The organism is Exiguobacterium qingdaonense, from assembly GCF_018617855.1.
GTDB lineage: Bacteria > Bacillota > Bacilli > Exiguobacteriales > Exiguobacteriaceae > Exiguobacterium > Exiguobacterium qingdaonense.
The window spans coordinates 95636-113813 of sequence record NZ_JACSKY010000002.1 but is presented as its reverse complement, the minus strand read 5'-3'; the positions used below and the strand labels follow the sequence as shown (position 1 = coordinate 113813).

The 18178-nt window shown below is 48.6% G+C and carries 16 protein-coding genes; 3 read left to right on the top strand and 13 right to left on the bottom strand.

Annotated features, from left to right (window positions below; genetic code table 11):
- Positions 1–122 precede the first annotated feature (122 nt).
- The 10 genes from mdh to dnaE all read right to left on the bottom strand — a co-directional run bounded on the left by mdh (position 123) and on the right by dnaE (position 12831).
- A complete protein-coding gene (gene mdh, locus KNP00_RS03940; protein ID WP_215142471.1) occupies positions 123–1055 on the bottom strand; it encodes a malate dehydrogenase in 933 nt (310 codons plus the stop codon).
- Positions 1056–1076: 21 nt separating this feature from the next.
- On the bottom strand, positions 1077–2345 hold the full coding sequence (gene icd / locus KNP00_RS03935; protein ID WP_215142777.1) for an NADP-dependent isocitrate dehydrogenase: 1269 nt from the start codon (positions 2343–2345) through the stop codon (positions 1077–1079).
- A 99-nt stretch (positions 2346–2444) separates the two neighbouring features.
- Positions 2445–3557, bottom strand: a complete 1113-nt coding sequence (gene citZ, locus KNP00_RS03930) for a citrate synthase (protein WP_215142470.1) — start codon at positions 3555–3557, stop codon at positions 2445–2447.
- 185 nt (positions 3558–3742) lie between these two features.
- Complete coding sequence (locus KNP00_RS03925; protein WP_338082257.1) at positions 3743–4213, bottom strand: DUF441 domain-containing protein; 471 nt, start codon at positions 4211–4213, stop codon at positions 3743–3745.
- A 61-nt stretch (positions 4214–4274) separates the two neighbouring features.
- A complete protein-coding gene (pyk, locus tag KNP00_RS03920) occupies positions 4275–6017 on the bottom strand; it encodes a pyruvate kinase (protein ID WP_215142467.1) in 1743 nt (580 codons plus the stop codon).
- Positions 6018–6105: 88 nt separating this feature from the next.
- Positions 6106–7074 carry a 6-phosphofructokinase gene (gene pfkA, locus KNP00_RS03915; protein ID WP_215142465.1) on the bottom strand — a complete coding sequence of 323 codons (969 nt, stop codon included), beginning with the start codon at positions 7072–7074 and terminating at the stop codon, positions 6106–6108.
- Positions 7075–7234: 160 nt separating this feature from the next.
- Positions 7235–8170 carry an acetyl-CoA carboxylase carboxyltransferase subunit alpha gene (locus KNP00_RS03910; RefSeq protein WP_215142463.1) on the bottom strand — a complete coding sequence of 312 codons (936 nt, stop codon included), beginning with the start codon at positions 8168–8170 and terminating at the stop codon, positions 7235–7237.
- Positions 8163–9017 (bottom strand): acetyl-CoA carboxylase, carboxyltransferase subunit beta, encoded by an 855-nt coding sequence (accD, locus tag KNP00_RS03905; protein WP_215142461.1) that lies wholly within the window; start codon positions 9015–9017, stop codon positions 8163–8165. Before accD ends, KNP00_RS03910 begins: the two co-directional genes overlap by 8 nt.
- Before the next feature lie 14 nt (positions 9018–9031).
- Positions 9032–9586, bottom strand: a complete 555-nt coding sequence (locus KNP00_RS03900) for a FadR/GntR family transcriptional regulator (RefSeq protein ID WP_215142459.1) — start codon at positions 9584–9586, stop codon at positions 9032–9034.
- 77 nt (positions 9587–9663) lie between these two features.
- Entirely contained in the window at positions 9664–12831 is a 3168-nt protein-coding gene (dnaE, locus tag KNP00_RS03895; RefSeq protein WP_215142457.1) for a DNA polymerase III subunit alpha, read from the bottom strand.
- Between the two features lie 102 nt (positions 12832–12933).
- On the opposite strand from dnaE, the gene KNP00_RS03890 reads away from it, so the two are divergent.
- On the top strand, positions 12934–13125 hold the full coding sequence (locus tag KNP00_RS03890) for a YtzJ family protein (protein ID WP_215142455.1): 192 nt from the start codon (positions 12934–12936) through the stop codon (positions 13123–13125).
- A gap of 16 nt (positions 13126–13141) precedes the next feature.
- Here KNP00_RS03890 and KNP00_RS03885 read toward each other — a convergent pair whose 3' ends face one another.
- Positions 13142–14110, bottom strand: a complete 969-nt coding sequence (locus KNP00_RS03885) for a DHH family phosphoesterase (protein ID WP_215142453.1) — start codon at positions 14108–14110, stop codon at positions 13142–13144.
- A 75-nt stretch (positions 14111–14185) separates the two neighbouring features.
- Here KNP00_RS03885 and KNP00_RS03880 point away from each other — a divergent pair, with 75 nt between their 5' ends.
- On the top strand, positions 14186–14503 hold the full coding sequence (locus tag KNP00_RS03880) for a YtpI family protein (RefSeq protein ID WP_240542700.1): 318 nt from the start codon (positions 14186–14188) through the stop codon (positions 14501–14503).
- Positions 14504–14543: 40 nt separating this feature from the next.
- Here KNP00_RS03880 and KNP00_RS03875 read toward each other — a convergent pair whose 3' ends face one another.
- Complete coding sequence (locus KNP00_RS03875; RefSeq protein ID WP_215142451.1) at positions 14544–15854, bottom strand: DRTGG domain-containing protein; 1311 nt, start codon at positions 15852–15854, stop codon at positions 14544–14546.
- A 163-nt stretch (positions 15855–16017) separates the two neighbouring features.
- On the opposite strand from KNP00_RS03875, the gene KNP00_RS03870 reads away from it, so the two are divergent.
- Positions 16018–17115 carry a M24 family metallopeptidase gene (locus KNP00_RS03870; protein ID WP_215142449.1) on the top strand — a complete coding sequence of 366 codons (1098 nt, stop codon included), beginning with the start codon at positions 16018–16020 and terminating at the stop codon, positions 17113–17115.
- A 215-nt stretch (positions 17116–17330) separates the two neighbouring features.
- Here KNP00_RS03870 and KNP00_RS03865 read toward each other — a convergent pair whose 3' ends face one another.
- On the bottom strand, positions 17331–18056 hold the full coding sequence (locus KNP00_RS03865; RefSeq protein WP_215142447.1) for an SDR family oxidoreductase: 726 nt from the start codon (positions 18054–18056) through the stop codon (positions 17331–17333).
- Between the last annotated feature and the right edge of the window lie 122 nt (positions 18057–18178).

The following is an 18178-nucleotide window of genomic DNA, read 5'->3' as shown; positions in this document are numbered from 1 at the left end:
TCCGACCAACCCCAAAGCAAATCTTTACAAAAACAACACAAATCCACTTTAAGTGTAGCATCCTCGACAAGAAAGAAGACGAAAAAAGTGCTTCCTGCAACTGTACAGGAAGCACCTCCAACTTATAAGACGCTCAATACCGAGCGGACAGAGTCAGCAGACTTCGATAGCGCGGCTTTTTCTTCATCCGTCAAGTCGAGCTCGAGCACTTGCTCAATTCCGTGTTTACCAAGAATCGTCGGGACACCGAGATACAAATCATGGAACCCGTACTCCCCTTCAAGGAATGCAATGGCTGGCAAGATTCGACGCTGATCTTTCAAGATCGCCTCGACCATCTCCACGATGGCAGCGGCTGGCGCATAATACGCCGAGCCGTCACCCAGTAGTTGAACGATCTCGCCACCACCTTTTCGCGTTCGTTCGACGATTTGCTCGATCCGTTCATGTGAGATGAGTTTCTCGAGCGGGATACCGCCGGCGTAAGAATAGCGAACGAGTGGAACCATATCGTCTCCGTGGCCCCCGAGAACGAATCCGGATACGTCTTTGACGGAAACGTTCAGCTCTTGTGCCACAAACGTTCGGAAACGAGCCGTATCCAATACTCCAGACTGACCGATGACGCGCTCTTTCGGGAAACCTGATTCTTTGAACGCAGCATACGTCATGGCGTCCACCGGATTCGTCAGTACGATCAAAATGGCTTCTGGAGAGTAGCGGGCAATCTCTTTCACGACCGAGCGCATGACGTTTGCGTTCGTCGCGACGAGGTCATCCCGGCTCATCCCCGGCTTGCGGGCGATTCCCGCGGTAATCACAACCACATCTGAATCAGCCGTATCGGCGTAGTCCGACGTACCCGTGACCCACGCATCAAACCCTTGAATCGGAGCCGTTTCTTGCATGTCGAGCGCTTTCCCTTTCGTCGGTCCAACTTTTTCTTCCATATCGAGTAAGACGACATCTCCTAGCTCTCGCTGAGCTAGATACAGTGCAGTCGTTGCACCGGTGAAGCCACTGCCAATTACAGAAATTTTGTTACGACGAATCATGAGCTCTCCTCCTCGATTGACTTACATGTTTTTAATCAATTCGTCTGCGAATTCAGAGCATTTTACTTCTGTCGCACCGTCCATGAGACGAGCGAAGTCGTAGGTGACAACTTTCGATGCAATCGTCTTCTCCATCGAGTTGATGATGAGGTCAGCCGCTTCATTCCAGTTCATGTGGCGAAGCATCATCTCACCAGAAAGGATGACAGAAGATGGATTCACTTTATCGAGACCCGCATATTTCGGCGCCGTACCATGAGTCGCTTCGAAGATTGCATGTCCTGTGATGTAGTTGATGTTCGCACCAGGCGCGATCCCGATTCCGCCTACTTGGGCAGCAAGGGCATCCGAGATGTAGTCCCCGTTCAAGTTCATCGTCGCCACGACATCGAACTCACGTGGGCGTGTCAAAATTTGCTGGAGGAAGATGTCAGCAATGGAATCTTTCACGATGATTTTCCCTTCAGCCTCTGCTTTTGATTGTGCCTCGTTCGCAGCCGCTTCACCTGATTCTTCTTTGATGCGGTCATATTGTGCCCATGTGAAGACTTTGTCACCGTACTCCGCTTCTGCGAGCTCATAACCCCAATTTTTGAAGGCACCCTCTGTGAACTTCATGATGTTTCCTTTGTGGACGAGCGTGACTGACTTACGATCGTTCGCAATCGCATATTCGATTGCAGCGCGTACGAGGCGCCCTGTCCCTTCAGAAGAAACAGGCTTGATGCCGATTCCTGACGTCTCTGGGAAACGGATTTTATTCACGTTCATTTCATCTTGCAAGAACTTAATGAGTTTTTTCACTTCGTCGCTTCCTGACGCGTACTCGATTCCAGCGTAGATATCTTCTGTATTTTCACGGAAGATGACCATGTCTGTATCTTCAGGACGTTTTACCGGTGATGGGACACCTGTAAAGTAACGAACTGGGCGAAGGCATGTATATAAGTCGAGCTCTTGACGAAGCGCGACGTTCAATGAACGAATTCCACCACCGACCGGTGTCGTAAGCGGTCCTTTGATGGCAATCAAATACTCGCGAATTTGGTCGAGTGTCTCGGTCGGGAGCCATTCGCCTTTTTCGTTGTACGCTTTTTCCCCTGCGTACACTTCCATCCATTCGATTTTCTTGTCGCCGCCGTATGCTTTTTCAACTGCAGCGTCAAATACACGAACAGCCGCATTCCAAATGTCAGGACCTGTTCCATCACCGATAATGAATGGTACGGTCGGTACGTTTGGTACGTTCAATACACCGTTCTCAACTGTAATCTTTTGTCCTTGTGTCAACATAATGAATCCCCCTAAGTACATTACTGTAGGTCGACGCGTGCGCCGACCTACGTCACTTGTTAGTTTACCAAACTTTTGTCTAAAATGTGTCCCAAATTACCGTTCGTTCACAGGAACATACTTACGGCTCGTCTCACCGACGTATTCTGCACGTGGACGAATCAAACGGTTGTCCGCGTACTGCTCAAGGATGTGTGCGATCCAACCAGACATACGTGACACGGCGAAGATTGGTGTGAATAGATCTTCTTCAAGGCCGAGTGCATAATACGTCGAGGCCGAATAGAAATCGACGTTCGGTTTCAATCCTTTTTCAGTTTCGACGAGGTGGTCAATCTTTTCAGACATCTCATACCATTTCGGTTCGCCGATTTGAGCCGTCAACTGGCGGCTCATTTCTTTCAAGTGTTTCGCACGTGGGTCACCATCTTTGTAGACACGGTGTCCGAAGCCCATAATTTTCTCTTTGCGCTCGAATTTGCCACGAACGTATTCTTCGACACGGTCGACAGAATCAATCTCATGAAGCATCTTCATGACCGCCTCATTCGCACCACCGTGTAGAGGTCCTTTAAGGGCACCCATAGCCGCGGTAACGCCAGAGTAAATATCAGACAGCGTCGCTACACACACACGGGCCGTGAATGTTGAGGCGTTCAACTCGTGGTCTGCGTGTAAAATAAGTGCTTTATCAATCGTCTTTTCCGCAACATCGCTCGGCTCTTCTGCGTTCAACATGTATAAAAAGTTCGCGGCATAGGAAAGACCTTGCTTCGGAGCGACGGGTTGCTCACCTTTACGCAGGCGAGCGAAAGCCGTCACGATTGTCGCGACTTGTGCTTGAAGACGAATCGCTTTACGCATGTTCGCCTCATCACTCATGTCTTCAGACTCTTCATCATATAAAGCAAGCTGTGAGAGTGCTGTACGAACCGTTGCCATTGGATTGGCAGTTTTAGGCGCACGAGCTAACGTATCGATCACCTCATCAGGCAATGTCGCTTCTTTTACGAGTGACTCTGATAACGCTGTCAATTCATCTGCACTTGGTAAACGGTCATTCCACAATAAGAAGACGACTTCTTCAAATGTGGCATGATCCGCTAAATCGTCAATGGTGTATCCTCCATAAGTCAATTGTCCGTCAATAATGGAGCTGACTTTTGAGGCTGCTGCCACAATACCTTCTAACCCTTTTGTTGTTGACATTCATAACTCCCCCTCAGTCTTGTTTGAAAGTGGTCGACCGTAAATACAGTCTGTTTGTAGGGAATAAGGATACGGGACGGGCTGCTCCCCTGCATTCGCCCAGTCTCCGTTTACCCTGTCCTTTATATAGTATAAACAATTTATTGCAAAAAAGAAATGTAAGCGGCTTCAGTTGTCAGAAAATATCAAAACCACTTTTCAATGACATGGTATCCACTTAAAATCAGGGCCGCAATTCCGGCTCCGATTAGCGGTCCGACCGGGATTCCTTTCATGAATCCGACCGCTAGAATCGTTCCTGCGAGAAGCGCCGTCGTCACGACCGGGTCGACGCGCATCAATTGGACACCTTGAGCAGCAACTAATGCAACGAAGATTCCAGAGCCGAACGCGATGATGCCGACTGGCCCACGAATACTATTCCACAATTCTTTAAATCCGATATCGCCGGTCGCGATTGGGACGAGGACCGCAATGGTAATGATCGTCACGCCCCAATTGATCCCTTTTGATGCGAGCGTAGGAAATAGTTGATCACCAAATCCAAGTGCTTTAATGATGAGTAAAGCACTGCTTGCGATGATGATTGATTGATTTTGTGCGATGACACCGATTAGCACCAATAAGATTAAAAAGAGATAAGCACTCATCATGATTCCTTTCTATGAATGGAAAAAGAACCGACCTTTGTAGAAGGCCGGTTCGATTGTCGTTCAATTATGCGTTGTAGATTTTCCCTGTAAGTGGGTCGATTGAGATCATTTGACCGTCACGGAGCGATGTCGTCGCTGCATCGACACCTACGATGACTGGCTTGCGAAGTGATGGACCGACGATTCCAGCGTGGCTTGTCAATCCGCCATCTTCTGTGATGATTCCAGCCGCTTTTTCGATAGCAGGCATCATTTCTTTATCTGTGAATGGTGCGACGAGGATCATGCCGTCTTTCGCTTTTGCGTTTGCTTCATCCGCATTTTTCGCGACAACGACTTCACCGACGACACCACGCTCACCGATTCCGCGTCCGTCTGCGAGAGCGTGACCGACGATGTGGACTTTCATCATGTTCGTCGTACCAGCTGTCGCTGCAGGAATACCAGCCGAGATGACAACGAGGTCACCGTCAGTGACGAATCCAGCGTGACGAGCCGCTTCTGATGCTTGAACCAACATCTCATCCGTGTTGTTCGGCATCGTCTCAGCAACGATCGGGTACACGCCCCAAACGAGGTTCAATTGACGTGCTACGCGCTCAGACTCAGTGACCGCGATGATGTTCGCCTCAGGACGGTATTTTGCCGTACGAGCAGCCGTGTAACCTGATTGTGTCGGCGTCAAGATTGCTTTTGCATTCAAGTTGATCGCTGTGTGGGCAACCGCTTGAGAGATTGCATCCGTCACTGTGTGCTCACTGCGTTTCTGACGATCTTTCAACAAGTTTTTGTAGTCGAGCATGCGTTCTGTACGCTCTGCGATTGCAGCTTGCATTTGAACCGATTCGATTGGGTAATCCCCTGCAGCTGTTTCACCAGAAAGCATGACTGCATCTGTTCCGTCCAAGATTGCGTTCGCTACGTCCGATGCTTCCGCACGTGTTGGACGCGGGTTACGTTGCATTGAATCAAGCATTTGCGTCGCTGTGATGACCGGCTTCCCGAGGTCGTTACACTTCTTGATGAGTTCTTTTTGAACTGGTGTCACTTCTTCTGTCGGGATTTCGATACCGAGGTCACCACGAGCAACCATCAAGCCGTCAGAGATTGCCAAGATTTCTTCGATGTTATCCACACCTTCTTGGTTCTCGATTTTCGGGTAAATCTTGATGTGTGACGCGTTGTGCTTTTCAAGAAGTTGACGAATTTCAACGACGTCAGACGCACGACGTACGAATGATGCTGCAATGACGTCAATGTCTTGAGAGATTCCGAACTCGATGTCCGAGATATCTTTGTCCGTGAGGGCAGGAAGGTTCACCTTGACGTTTGGCAAGTTTACACCTTTCTTCGTCTTGATGATCCCTTCGTTTTCGATGACGCAACGAAGGTCACGGTTTTCAAGCTTTTCAACGACACGGAGTCCGATAAGACCGTCGTCGAGCATGATGTGTGAACCGACTTCTACATCATCGTAAAGTCCTTCATACGTGACAGAGAAACGATCTTTCGTTCCGACAATCTCTTCGCTCGAGACGATTGTGACTTCTTTTCCTTTTTCAAGAAGTGCTTTGCCGTCTTCAAACGTATGCGTACGGATTTCTGGACCTTTCGTGTCAAGAAGAACTGTGACAACTTTTCCAGCTGCCGATGCGGCTTCACGGATATCACGGATACGTGCACCATGCTCTTCATAGTCACCGTGTGAGAAGTTAAGGCGAGCCACGTTCATTCCAGCTTCAATCATTTCAGGAAGACGCTTCTCTGAAGCGGGTCCAATCGTACATACAATTTTCGTTCTACGCATAATATAAAAACCTCCTAGGGGATATAGTGCAACTTGCAAATAGAAAACGGGGTTCTCTTAACGAGTGTCGTCTCTAAACGTCATTCGTTTAAATCGACAACTGGTTAACGAGGTCGATCAATCGCATGTCGATCGTGTGCTTGTTATGATCGAGCGCTTCATCAATATCAAGATCCATCATCTGGTTGTTGCGGATTCCAACTACTCGACCCGCTTTTCCTTCAAGAAGGATTTCGACAGCATATGCACCCATACGACTCGCAAGTACGCGGTCAGCAGCAGTTGGGGAACCACCACGTTGAATGTGTCCAAGAATCGTGACGCGTGTTTCCGAGTTTGTTTTCTCGGCAATCAGTTTGCCAATTTCTTCTGCACTGCCTGCACCTTCGGCAACAATGACGATTGAGTGTTTTTTACCGCGGGCAATCCCGTGGTTGATTCGTTCAACGATCGCGTTCAGTTCTTCTGGACGCTCTGGTACGAGAATTGACTCGGCACCACCAGCAAGACCAGAATAGAGCGCGATATCTCCAGCATCGCGACCCATTACTTCAATCACATACGTACGTTCATGGGATGATGCCGTGTCACGAATTTTGTCAATCGCATCAAGCGCAGTGTTGAGCGCTGTGTCAAAACCGATTGTCGCATCTGTTCCCGGGATATCATTATCAATCGTCCCTGGGAGACCGATTGTCGGGAATCCAAGCTCCGTCAATTTTTGAGCTCCGCGATAAGAGCCATCTCCACCGATGACCACGAGGGCATCAATGTTAAATTTCTTCAGTTGTTCTACTGCTTTTGCACGGCCTTCTTCCGTTCGGAATTCAGGACAGCGTGCAGAGCGAAGGAAAGTACCTCCACGTTGAATGATGTCGCCAACCGATCCAAGGTTTAATTCAATCAAATCACCTTCGATTAATCCTTGGTATCCGTTGTACACACCGTACACTTCAAGACCTTCGAAAATCGCTTTTCGGGTCACAGAGCGTACAGCAGCGTTCATTCCAGGAGCATCTCCTCCGCTTGTCAATACCGCAATACGTTTTAAATTCACGTCACTCACCTCTTATGTGTTTTAACGAAATCTGAAAATAAAATACCATGTCTGACCTTTGTTTTACAACACAAGTATGTGAAAAAAATGCATAGGGTATCTCATCAAACGGTCACTTGATGAATGAAAGAAGCTATATTCACAGCCATTGTTACCGTTTTCAGTGGCCAATTGTGCCAATTTGATGATATTTAGTCGCACGTCCTTGAATCAGCTGAGAGGTCGTCAGTGCGAGCAACTCGTGCATGTGCTGTAATAAGACAGGCTTCAAGAGTGACGACTGTAGTGACACATCAACGTGCGCACCCCCATACACTTCTCCTACCACCTCATCGACAATGCCTAGATTGAGCAAATCATGTGCCGTGATCTTCATCGTTTCTGCCGCTCGTTCCGCTTGCTTCGCGTCTTTCCATAACAGTGCAGCTGCCCCTTCTGGCGAGATGACCGAATACGTGCTATTCTCAAGCATCAATAAACGGTCGCAAACGCCGATCCCGAGTGCACCACCGGACCCGCCCTCTCCGATGACGACGGACACAATCGGAACTTTTAGCGTCGCCATCTCAAACAAGTTCCTCGCAATGGCTTCACTTTGGCCTCTTTCTTCAGCGGCCTTACCGGGATAAGCCCCTTTCGTATCAATGAATGTCAAGATCGGACGATTGAACTTCTCCGCCTGCTTCATGAAACGCAACGCTTTTCGGTATCCTTCCGGATGGGGCATCCCGAAGTTTCGTTTCATGTTTTCTTTCGTGTTCCGACCACGTTGATGTCCGATAATCGTCACCGGTACACCTTCAAATGTCGCAAGTCCAGAGACGATGGCTGCGTCATCATATCCATGTCGGTCTCCATGGAGTTCCATGAAGTCAGGGAATAGATGATGAATATAATCAAGTGTTGTCGGCCGTTTTGGGTTCCGCGCCAATTGGACGCGATCCCACGGTTTCATATTCCCATAAATATCTTTTTCTAATCGGTCAAGCTTTAACTCGAGATGACGAATCTCACGAGATAAATCGATCCCTTTTGTCTCGGCTGTCTCACGCAGTTTATTCAATTGTTCGGTCACTTCTTTGATTGGGTCAAACATGATGAACACCCCCATCGTGTAATCCGATCATTTTTTTCAAGAACGAACGCATCTGCTCTCGAGGAATCACTGCGTCCAACTGCCCAGACTCAAGTAAAAATTCAGCCGTTTGGAAGTTCTCCGGAAGTTTTTCTCGAATTGTTTGTTCGATGATTCGACGTCCGGCGAACCCGATGAGTGCTCCCGGTTCTGCGACGTTCAAGTCACCAAGCATGGCAAAACTCGCTGACACACCGCCCGTCGTCGGGTGGGTCAAATATGCGATATAAAGAAGACCCGCTTCGTCGTGTTCTTTTAAAGCGATGGATGTGTTCGCCATCTGCATTAAGCTGACCATCCCTTCTTGCATCCGTGCCCCACCTGATGCCGTGAATAGGACGACCGGCAGACCGAGTGATGTGGCATTACGGACAGCGGAAGCAATCGCCTCGCCGACGTATGCGCCCATCGACCCCATGCGGAATCTCGAATCCATCACACAGACGACAAGCGGGAGTCCGTCAATCATTGCCTTCCCGCAAACGACTGCCTCTTCAATTCCGGTTCGTTCGCGATCTTTTGCTAACTTTTCCTCATAGTCAGGAAAATTGAGTGGATTCGCCTTGACGGACGGTCCCGCAAAGCGTTCGAACGACCCGTTATCGACAAGCATCTCAATCCGTTCCTGCGCTTGAAGCGGGAAATGATAGCCACAGTCACATACTTTATGATTTTCATACAACTGTTTTGTATAATGCATATATTTACATGACGGACATTTCGTCATCAATCCTTGTGGTGCGTCAATCTTTGGCTCTCTCTGACGCAATGGCATATATCGTTTCGGTTTCTTGAAAAAAGCAGTCATCGCTTCCCCCTCGTTCATTCCGGCATCCACATTCCACGCCACGTCTCGACGAACCGTTTTCGTTCCTCGGACGTATACAAGTCTCCAACACCAAGTCCATCAAAAAATCGGTTGACCTCGCTCCAAATCCGTATGAACAATTCATTTTTCAATTGAAAAATGAACTGTTGACGAAACGCGCGATCATCATCAATCATCGTTTCTAGTCGAGCTACTCGTTCGCTCGTCGGTTCTATCTCTGTGAGCGCCATTCGTTCTAACAGTCGTAGCATTTCGATGATATCGGTCGCCTTCGTTTGCTTCGTCACAATAAATTCAGACAAAATCTCGATGTAGCGGTGCCGGTCCTGTTCACACAAGAACGTACCCCCACCATGTCTCGTCTCGACGATGCCCAAAAAGCTCAACGCTCGTAGCGCTTCTCGGACAGACGCCCGGCTGATCGACAATGTTTCAGCAAGTTCTCGTTCGGACGGAAGCCGATCACCTGGGACTAAAGACGATTGGACGATTAACTTTCTAATTTTGGAAATATTTCCGTGAAATGAGGATGCGTGTTTTTCATGCATCTGACCGTCAACTCCCTTTTATTGAATCACCTAACAGACTAAAGTGGTCAGACCAATTAGTGCGATTATATCACTTTTTAGGACTTGGTACTAGTTTCTGAATCAACCATTTTTTGATCAACCCGTTTTAGTACGACATTCTCTTCACCAAATCTCTTCTTAGCCTCCACAATATTCTCCTCATTCGGGTTGATTGAGAGAGCGGATGCGAGTTGCTTCACTTCTTTCGAATCAGTGAATCGACAGATGACCGGCACATCCCCTTTCGCGCGTTGAATCCAATCTTCTAGCTCTGGGAAACGGTCTAACGTAAGTCTCACGAACAATGCCTGTCCATGTAATGGGCGAATCCGTTCGGCAATCAATTGTTTTCGCCCGTTCCGCTCGTTCGAATGAACCTCAAGCAATAGAGTATTCCCGACATAAAGGGAACGACCGAACTGAGCGAATGTCCGTGGGAACACGACGACCTCTCCCTGTGCCACCCCATCGTCTATCATGAGGACGCCCATCTGCTCTTGTTTCTTCGTCATAAACGTACGCACATCATCGACATAGACGACAAGATAACTACCTACTCCGTCCATCGCCTCCTCAATCGTGGACGGCTCAATTCCTATTTTCGGAATCGAGGTCAATGGTGAGTGCACGACCCATGTGCCGAGTGCCCCCCGCTCTTCTTCAGACCAGTTCGGTTCTTTTACTTTTTTCTGTTTGAGTCCAAGCGATGTCAACTCGTCCGGCAAAAAGTGCGTACTCGCCTCTTCCATTAAGCGTTCGACTGCTTCAAAGGCACGAGTTCGGTCACCATGATACATTCGATCAAGCGCCCCTGCACCGAGCAATCGACGTAACTTCATCCGGTCTTTATCTTTCCATCCCATCGTCTCTTGTAGACTTCTGACGTCTTTCAATTGTCCGTTTAGTTCGACTAGACGCTCGACGTCACGTTTTGTCAGTCCTTGAATCGCCTTTAACCCGAGTCGAATCCCAGGTCCTTCAATCGTCGATTCCGCGTGACCGTGTAATACGTCTGGAGGATAAACAGGTATTTGATCTTTTCGCAACAGTCTGACGAGTTCGCTCGTCTTTTCCGTGGTCACGACATGAAAAATACGTGGGAAATGGGCTTTGACATACGCCAGTCGGTAGCTGATCAAACTATAAGCAACGGCGTGTGAACGGTTAAATCCGTACCCAGCAAATTTTTCGATCCAAGAGAAGATTTGAGTGAGGATGTCACGATCTCCCTCTTCAGCTTCACGTAAAAATCGCTCTCGTTCCCGTTGAATCATATCGGTATCTTTTTTTGCAATGGCTCGTCTGACCAAATCTGCTTCCGCGTATGAGTAACCTCCGAGTTTTCGGAGTAGTCTCATGACTTGCTCTTGATAGACGAGTACCCCGTATGTCGGTTTCATGACCTCCTCTACGGCTGGATGGATTGGTTGATAAGGCATGCCATGTTTTCGTTTCGCATACGTTTCGATGAACTGCATCGGTCCCGGACGGTAAAGTGACATCGTCACGACAACGTCTTCAAACCCGGTCGGTTTCACCTGCCGAAGTGCTTGCTTCATCCCTGTTGATTCGAACTGGAAGATGCCATCCGTTTCTCCTCGGGCAAGAAGTCGATACGTCCGGGGATCGTTCAATGGAATGGTTTTTAGTGAGAACATGGCATCGCTCTCACGAATGAACTCTTCCATCTTCCGCAGACGGCTCAAATTCCGTAAACCGAGCAAATCGATTTTCAACAGCCCGATCCCTTCCAAATCTTTCATATTATATTGGGTCACTTGTTCTTCCAAATCAGGTTGGAGAGGCGTCACTTCTTCGATCGGCTGGCGACTGAGCACGACTCCAGCTGCGTGTATGGATGATAGTCGTGGGAGACCTTCCAACTGTTTCGCAATCCGTAACAATTGTTGACGTTTTTGGCTACCGATGAACCACTTCATCTGTTTCGGATTTGACACCAACTCGTCGAGTCCACCTGCCTTCACTTGTTTGCTCGCGGCCTGCCCTTCTTCTAGTGTCATACCAAGCGCTCTCGCAACATCTCGGATTGCCGCCTTCGCCCCAAACGTGGCGAGCGTCCCAATTTGTGCGGCATGGTCCCGACCATACGTTGACAACACGTATGAAACCACTTCTTCACGACGCTCGTCTTCAAAGTCGAGGTCGATGTCTGGCATCGACACGCGCTCAGGATTCAAAAATCGTTCAAACAACAAGCCGTAACGGACCGGGTCGACTTCAGTGATATGAAGGGCAAAACTGACGAGAGAACCTGCCGCCGACCCACGACCTGGCCCCACTTCGATCCCCGATTCTCTTGCAAATCGTACGATGTCTTCCACGATTAAAAAGTAAGAAGAAAATCCGGTCTTCTCGATGACATCCAGTTCAAACTTCGCTCGTTCTAAGTATGGCTCCTTCGCGAGTTCCATCGCCTTTAGCCGCTCACCGACGAGTCGTTTCAATTTTTGATTTGCATCGTGTATGTCCGGGATGGCCCCTTTGGCAACAGGGAGGTGTTCGATTTGGATTAACGATTCGAATCGTTCGAGTTCAGCTAATTCTTCCGTCGTGAACCAATCATTCATCTCGCTCGGCAGACGGACGTGCAGGCCTTTTTGTCGCACATCCTCATCAGACATGACCTCCCCTTCCCGAATGGCAGTGATCGCCCGAAACCCTTCTACATCTTCAGGCCGCATATATCTTGTTTCGGGTACAGGAATCAATCGGACGGCAAGTTCCTCTCGCATGTGGCGAAGTTGCTTTAACATTTGAACATGCTCTGACGTTTGAGGTGTGGGAAGACCGAGCCATAACTTCTCTTCATCAACAAACGATAACAGCTGCTGATAAAGACGACGTCTATGAACCGGGTCATTCGCTTTCCAATTTTCAGGTAGAATGATGACCGGCATCGTAATCCGCCGATCAATCCCCCCTGCTTTTATGAATCGATATTGCTCTTGAATCTCTGCCTCATTCGATGCATAAACGAGTACCGATATGTTTATACCATCCAGGCGAAGGACTGTCCTCAGCCCGATGAGCGGCTTCACCCCATATCGTTTACAGCAAGCTAAAAACGTCGGAACGCCATGAAAGGCATCGTCTGCGATCGCAACGGAGCGACTCCCACGCTCGGTCATCTGCATCACATATTGTTCCAGTCGAATCGTACTTTGTAGTAAGCTGTATGCCGTTCTGACATTTAAATGAACCATCGTCGTCCTCCTCTCGCCTCTATAGAATTGTCAAACTCAATTCACTACTTCTCTGATACAATAATTATAGACAAAACTCATGACAAAAGGGGGCAAAAGCGTATGATTATCAATCGGGGACAAATTGCGCGCGATAAGTTAGAAAAATTACAAAATGGTCAGACGGTGTTTGCAGACAGTCCAGAAATCATCGATCGACTTCGAAAGTACATCGCAGAGTATCAACTCGACATCGTCGAGGACGTGACCGATCGCGGCACTTGGTTCATCCCGCAAGAAAATGGAGACAAATGAAGAGAGCTGACCGCGGTCAGCTCTCTTCATTTTCTTCAAACGTGAACCCTCCCGCCACTTCATTCAATGCGGCAAGCACGTCATCCATCTCATCCCACGTATCAATCGTGGCACCGGCCGCCATCGGATGACCGCCTCCCCGATATCGCTTGGCCACTTCATTGATGACAGGACCTTTCGAACGAATCCGAACACGAATCTCTTCTTTGTTTTCCACGAACATGACCCAACATTTCAAACCTTCTAGGCCAGAGAAGCTGTTGACGAGTTGCGACGCCGCTTCCGGGGAAGCGCGGAACGTCCGAAGCACATCCTTGTCAATCTTCACATAGCCGACCCCTTCTTCCGTCACATTGACGTTCTGTAGCACGTAACCTTGTAGTTGAAGCGTCGCCAAGTTCGTCTTATACATATGACGATACAATCGGTTCGTGTCGATATCTTTTGCAATGAGCGATGCCGCAATCTCAAACGTCCGTGCCGTCGCGTTCCGGAACTGAAAACGGCCTGTGTCGCCAACGATGCCTGCATAAAGTAAGAAGGCTGCCTCCTGGTCGATCGGATATCCCCAAAGGTCAGCGAGCTCCACCACCATCTCGGACGTCGAGCTGACAGATGTGTCGACAATCTGTGTCGTGGCGTACGGGTCTTCATCAGGATGGTGATCAATTTTTATAATCTTCTTCCCTTTTGTTGCATATGCTCCATCGATTCGTTCCTGATTAGCCGTGTCTAAAATAAGGACGAGCGCATCACGATACATCTCTTCCTCGACGTGTTCCATTTTCCCTAAGAACTCTAGGTCAGGAACCATGCCGCCGACCACATAGATTTTCTTTTCCGGATGAACCGACTTTAAGATGCGCTGTAAACCGAGCTGACTCCCCAATGCATCGGGGTCTGGTCGGACGTGTCGGTGGATAAAAATGGTCTCGGCCGCCTCAATCTCCGATTTGATCGTCTCCGCTTCCTGCCATTGCGTCATGATGATTCCTCACTTTCCTACACACTATTATGGTATGATGATAACAGATTACGAGATAGAAAGGGGTTCCTTCACTTGCAAATTGTCATGATTGGACTCATTTTGTTCGCGCTCGGAGCATATCTCATCTTCAAGCGCCGTGCTTTTCTGACAAAGACACCGAACCGTAAAGCTTTGTTCAATACACAGGCTTTAATCTGGTTAAGTTTATTCCTCGCGCTCTTCGCCGCGAACCAAATGGTTGGCGGATTTGGTCTCAATTCATCTGTCGGTTGGATTGTGAGCATCGTCATGTTGATTGTCGGTCTAGGGAATGCAATCGTCGGATTTATCCGTTACCGGAAAATCTATCCGCTTGCGGCGGAAGAACCAACGAACACACCCTCTTCATGAGGAAAAGAGCACCTGTCACTCATGTGACGGGTGCTCTTTTTTATCGGTCGATCAACTGTGCCGTGACGAGTGCTTTGGCAACGAGTTGTGTCCCTTGTGTCATTTCCACGTCCACCTTACCGAACTTCCGTCCGAGATCGAACACATTGGCCGACACTCGAATCTGACTTTCGATTTGGATCGGCTTCATGAAATATACCGTGATGTTCTCAACCACGAGGTCCCCTTTTTTCATGTGCCGGAGACTACGCGTCGCTCCTTCAACTAACAAAGTCGTCAATACGCCGGATGAAGCGGTTCCCATATGACTCGTCATCTGCGGTGCGACTTCGACGGTAAACGCGGTACCGTTCGACGCGGGGTCTTCTTTCAGCTGATTGGTGATCATGTTGTCGAACGTTTCACCGACTTGCGGCTGACGATTCGCCAGTTGTAACGCCTTCAATACATCTTGGCGACTGATAATCCCGAGCAAGCGACCGTAGTTGTCGACGACAGGGAGCATCTCGATTCCTTCCCAGACCATTTGATGCGCCGCGTTAGTCACGCTCGTCTGCACACCTACCGTGATCGGACTCTTCGTCATGACCTTCTCAATCTCATAGTCATGTGATTTATCAATGACATCTTTTGCCGTAATCACACCGACGACCTTCATCTGTTCGTCGATGACGGGGTAACGATTATGTTTCGTCCGTTCATTCAGTTCGTGCCAACGCTTCACCGTATCGTCAGACTTCAAATAAAACGTATCATGCAACGGGATGACGATGTCCGAGACGAGTAAAATCTCTTTTTTAATCAATCGGTCGTAAATAGCGCGGTTGATCATCGTCGCAACGGTAAAGCTGTCATATGACGTCGAAATGACAGGCATGTCATACTTGTCCGCCATCCGTTTCACTTCATCCGTCGTATCGAATCCTCCTGTGATTAACACCGCCCCACCTGACTGTAAGACGAGTTCATGCGCCTTTTCACGGTTCCCGATGATGACGAGTGAGTCAACGTCGATATATCGCATCATCGCCTCGAGTTTCATGGCACCGATAACAAACTTCGACAGTGTCTTGTGTAAACCGTTCCTTCCACCTAACACTTGCCCATCCACGATATTGACGACTTCAGCAAAGGTGAGCTTTTCAATATTTTCTTTATGTTTTCGCTTAATCCGAATCGTCCCCACGCGTTCAATCGTAGAAACGAATCCTAGGTTCTCAGCTTCTTTGATGGCCCGGTAAGCCGTCCCCTCTGACACAGCCAACTCTTTTGCGATTTGACGGACCGAAATTTTTGACCCAACATCGAGTGACTCGATATGTGCTATGATCTGTTCATGTTTTGTGGTCATATGCGGAGTCCCTTCTCTCAATACATTTTCAACTATTCTTAGTATACTGTATCAGTCAAACTTGTTCAAACTGTACCAATCAGATTAGAACATTTCCTTTCTGTTTTCTGAACAGCTATAATGAATGGGTACAATGCAAGTGACAGAAGGGAAGGGATTCATTTTGAATCAACGCACTAATCAAATCGCACAGTCTCTAGCGACAAAAGGCTTAGATGCGGCATTCGTCACATCAAAGGCTTCCGTATTCTATTTCTCTGGGGTATACGCGGAGGCGCATGAACGATTAATCGCCATCTTAGTTCTCAAGAACGGGACGACCGCCATCATTTGTCCGACTCTTGAAAGAGGGATTGTCGAGTCAAGTGAATGGTCAGGTGAGATCGTGACGTATATGGACCATGAAAACCCATGGGATAAAATCGTCAAACTGTTTCTCGACAATCAAATCGTCCCTGAGCGTATCGGGATTGAGGGTGAGCATTTGACATTCAACCGTGTCGAACAGCTTCGCGCCGGGTTTGCCGGTCTGTCAATCATCGATTTGACCGACGAACTCCAAACGTTACGTATGATCAAATCACCCGATGAGGTCCGTACGATGAAACGCGCCGCCGAACTGGCAGATATGGCAATCGAAGCCGGAATCCGCTCACTCCGTGAAGGCGTGACCGAGCTCGAGGTCATCGCCGACATCGAATACGCGATGAAACAGCAAGGGGTTCGCGAAATGTCATTCGATACACTCGTTTTGTTCGGCGAAAATAGTGCCGACCCACACGGTGTACCTGGAAACAACCGCTTGAAAAAAGGAGACTTCGCCTTGTTCGACCTCGGTGTCGTCTGGCAAGGTTACTGTTCAGATATCACGCGGACGGTCGTCTTCGGTGAGGCGAATAGCAAACAACGTGAGATTTACGAAACAGTTTTACAGGCAGAAGAGGCCGCGATTGAGATGGCGAGTGTCGGCACGACACTCGGTGCGATTGACATCGCAGCACGACAAGTCATCACGTCCGCTGGATATGGGGAATATTTCACCCATCGAATCGGTCACGGGATCGGCATCGAGGTGCATGAACATCCATCGATGGCAGCAAATAATGACATGACGGCTGAAGTTGGAATGACGTTCACTGTCGAACCGGGAATTTATTTACCAGGGGTCGGCGGAGTTCGTATCGAAGATGACCTCGTCATGACGGAGAGCGGTCCGATTACATTGACGAGCTATCCGAAGACACTTCAGGAAATAAACTAAAAAAAGTGCGGTCCATGTTGATAAGTTCCTTTTGAGAGCCTATCACGTTGGACCGCACTTTTTATCATGTAGAAAATGAAGGACTGCAAACTGTGTCATGTTCCTAAAGCGTATGTGTCATCGAGTCGCACTCCCATAGACAGCAGTTTGTCCAGTCATTCATGCGCGACGTCGTCTAAAGGATTCAACATCTTTGAATATCGATGCCCGGCTCTTCACTTTCGGTACTGATGGACGACGTTGACCCCGCCCGTCACATCGATGACAGCTCCTGTGACCATATCTGAATCTTCATGTAATAAGAAAGAAATCAAACGCGCGATATCTTCTCCCGTCCCATGTCGACCGACCGGAGTCCCTTCATCTACTCCAGCTTCCTCGATACGCATCTCTTTTTGAGATCCGACGATATTTCCTGGATTGACCATATTTGCCGTGATCCCGAACGGGGCCTCTTCTAACGCGACCGATTTTGTCAAACTGACGAGCGCGGTCTTCGCAGCAGCGAACGCGGAACGATGAACCCATCCAGGTGCCGTCCCACTTTCAGGAAACCCATACGAGACGATCCGTCCGAACCGATTCGAACGCATCGATGGAATCGCACGGCGCATCAGCCAAAATGAGGCCGACAGGTTACCGGTCACCACTTCATCCCACTCTTCATCTGTTAACTCAACGAGTGGCTTTCGTTCAAAGATATAAGGACCTGCATTCAAAATTAATGCGTCCGGCTCACCAAATCGCTCGACCGCTTCCTCATACGCCGCAAGCAATTGTCCACGGTCATTCAGTCCTGACTCAATCATATGTATCCGTTCATGTTCCCAATCGATCGGGTTACGCTGCAAGATGCTGACGTGCCACCCATCTTGCAACAGACGTTCCGTCACGATACGACCAATCCCCTTCGCACCGGATGTAATCATTGCATGTTTCATCGACCTACCTCCTCCCTCCTCATTTTACTCGTTCTTATCTATGAAATCCAAACTTGGACATGTCGTGAACATCGTCATGAAAAAAATTATTCATTTTCATGATGGAAAAGCGTGAAAACTGT

What these genes read in the sequence shown, in the direction of transcription:
- mdh (WP_215142471.1), bottom strand. Translation starts at nt 1,055, where the DNA reads ATGATTCGTCGTAACAAAATTTCTGTAATTGGCAGTGGCTTCACCGGT.
- citZ (WP_215142470.1), bottom strand. Translation starts at nt 3,557, where the DNA reads ATGTCAACAACAAAAGGGTTAGAAGGTATTGTGGCAGCAGCCTCAAAA.
- pyk (WP_215142467.1), bottom strand. Translation starts at nt 6,017, where the DNA reads ATGCGTAGAACGAAAATTGTATGTACGATTGGACCCGCTTCAGAGAAG.
- KNP00_RS03910 (WP_215142463.1), bottom strand. Translation starts at nt 8,170, where the DNA reads ATGTTTGACCCAATCAAAGAAGTGACCGAACAATTGAATAAACTGCGT.
- accD (WP_215142461.1), bottom strand. Translation starts at nt 9,017, where the DNA reads ATGACTGCTTTTTTCAAGAAACCGAAACGATATATGCCATTGCGTCAG.
- KNP00_RS03900 (WP_215142459.1), bottom strand. Translation starts at nt 9,586, where the DNA reads ATGCATGAAAAACACGCATCCTCATTTCACGGAAATATTTCCAAAATT.
- dnaE (WP_215142457.1), bottom strand. Translation starts at nt 12,831, where the DNA reads ATGGTTCATTTAAATGTCAGAACGGCATACAGCTTACTACAAAGTACG.
- KNP00_RS03890 (WP_215142455.1), top strand. Translation starts at nt 12,934, where the DNA reads ATGATTATCAATCGGGGACAAATTGCGCGCGATAAGTTAGAAAAATTA.
- KNP00_RS03885 (WP_215142453.1), bottom strand. Translation starts at nt 14,110, where the DNA reads ATGACGCAATGGCAGGAAGCGGAGACGATCAAATCGGAGATTGAGGCG.
- KNP00_RS03875 (WP_215142451.1), bottom strand. Translation starts at nt 15,854, where the DNA reads ATGACCACAAAACATGAACAGATCATAGCACATATCGAGTCACTCGAT.
- KNP00_RS03865 (WP_215142447.1), bottom strand. Translation starts at nt 18,056, where the DNA reads ATGAAACATGCAATGATTACATCCGGTGCGAAGGGGATTGGTCGTATC.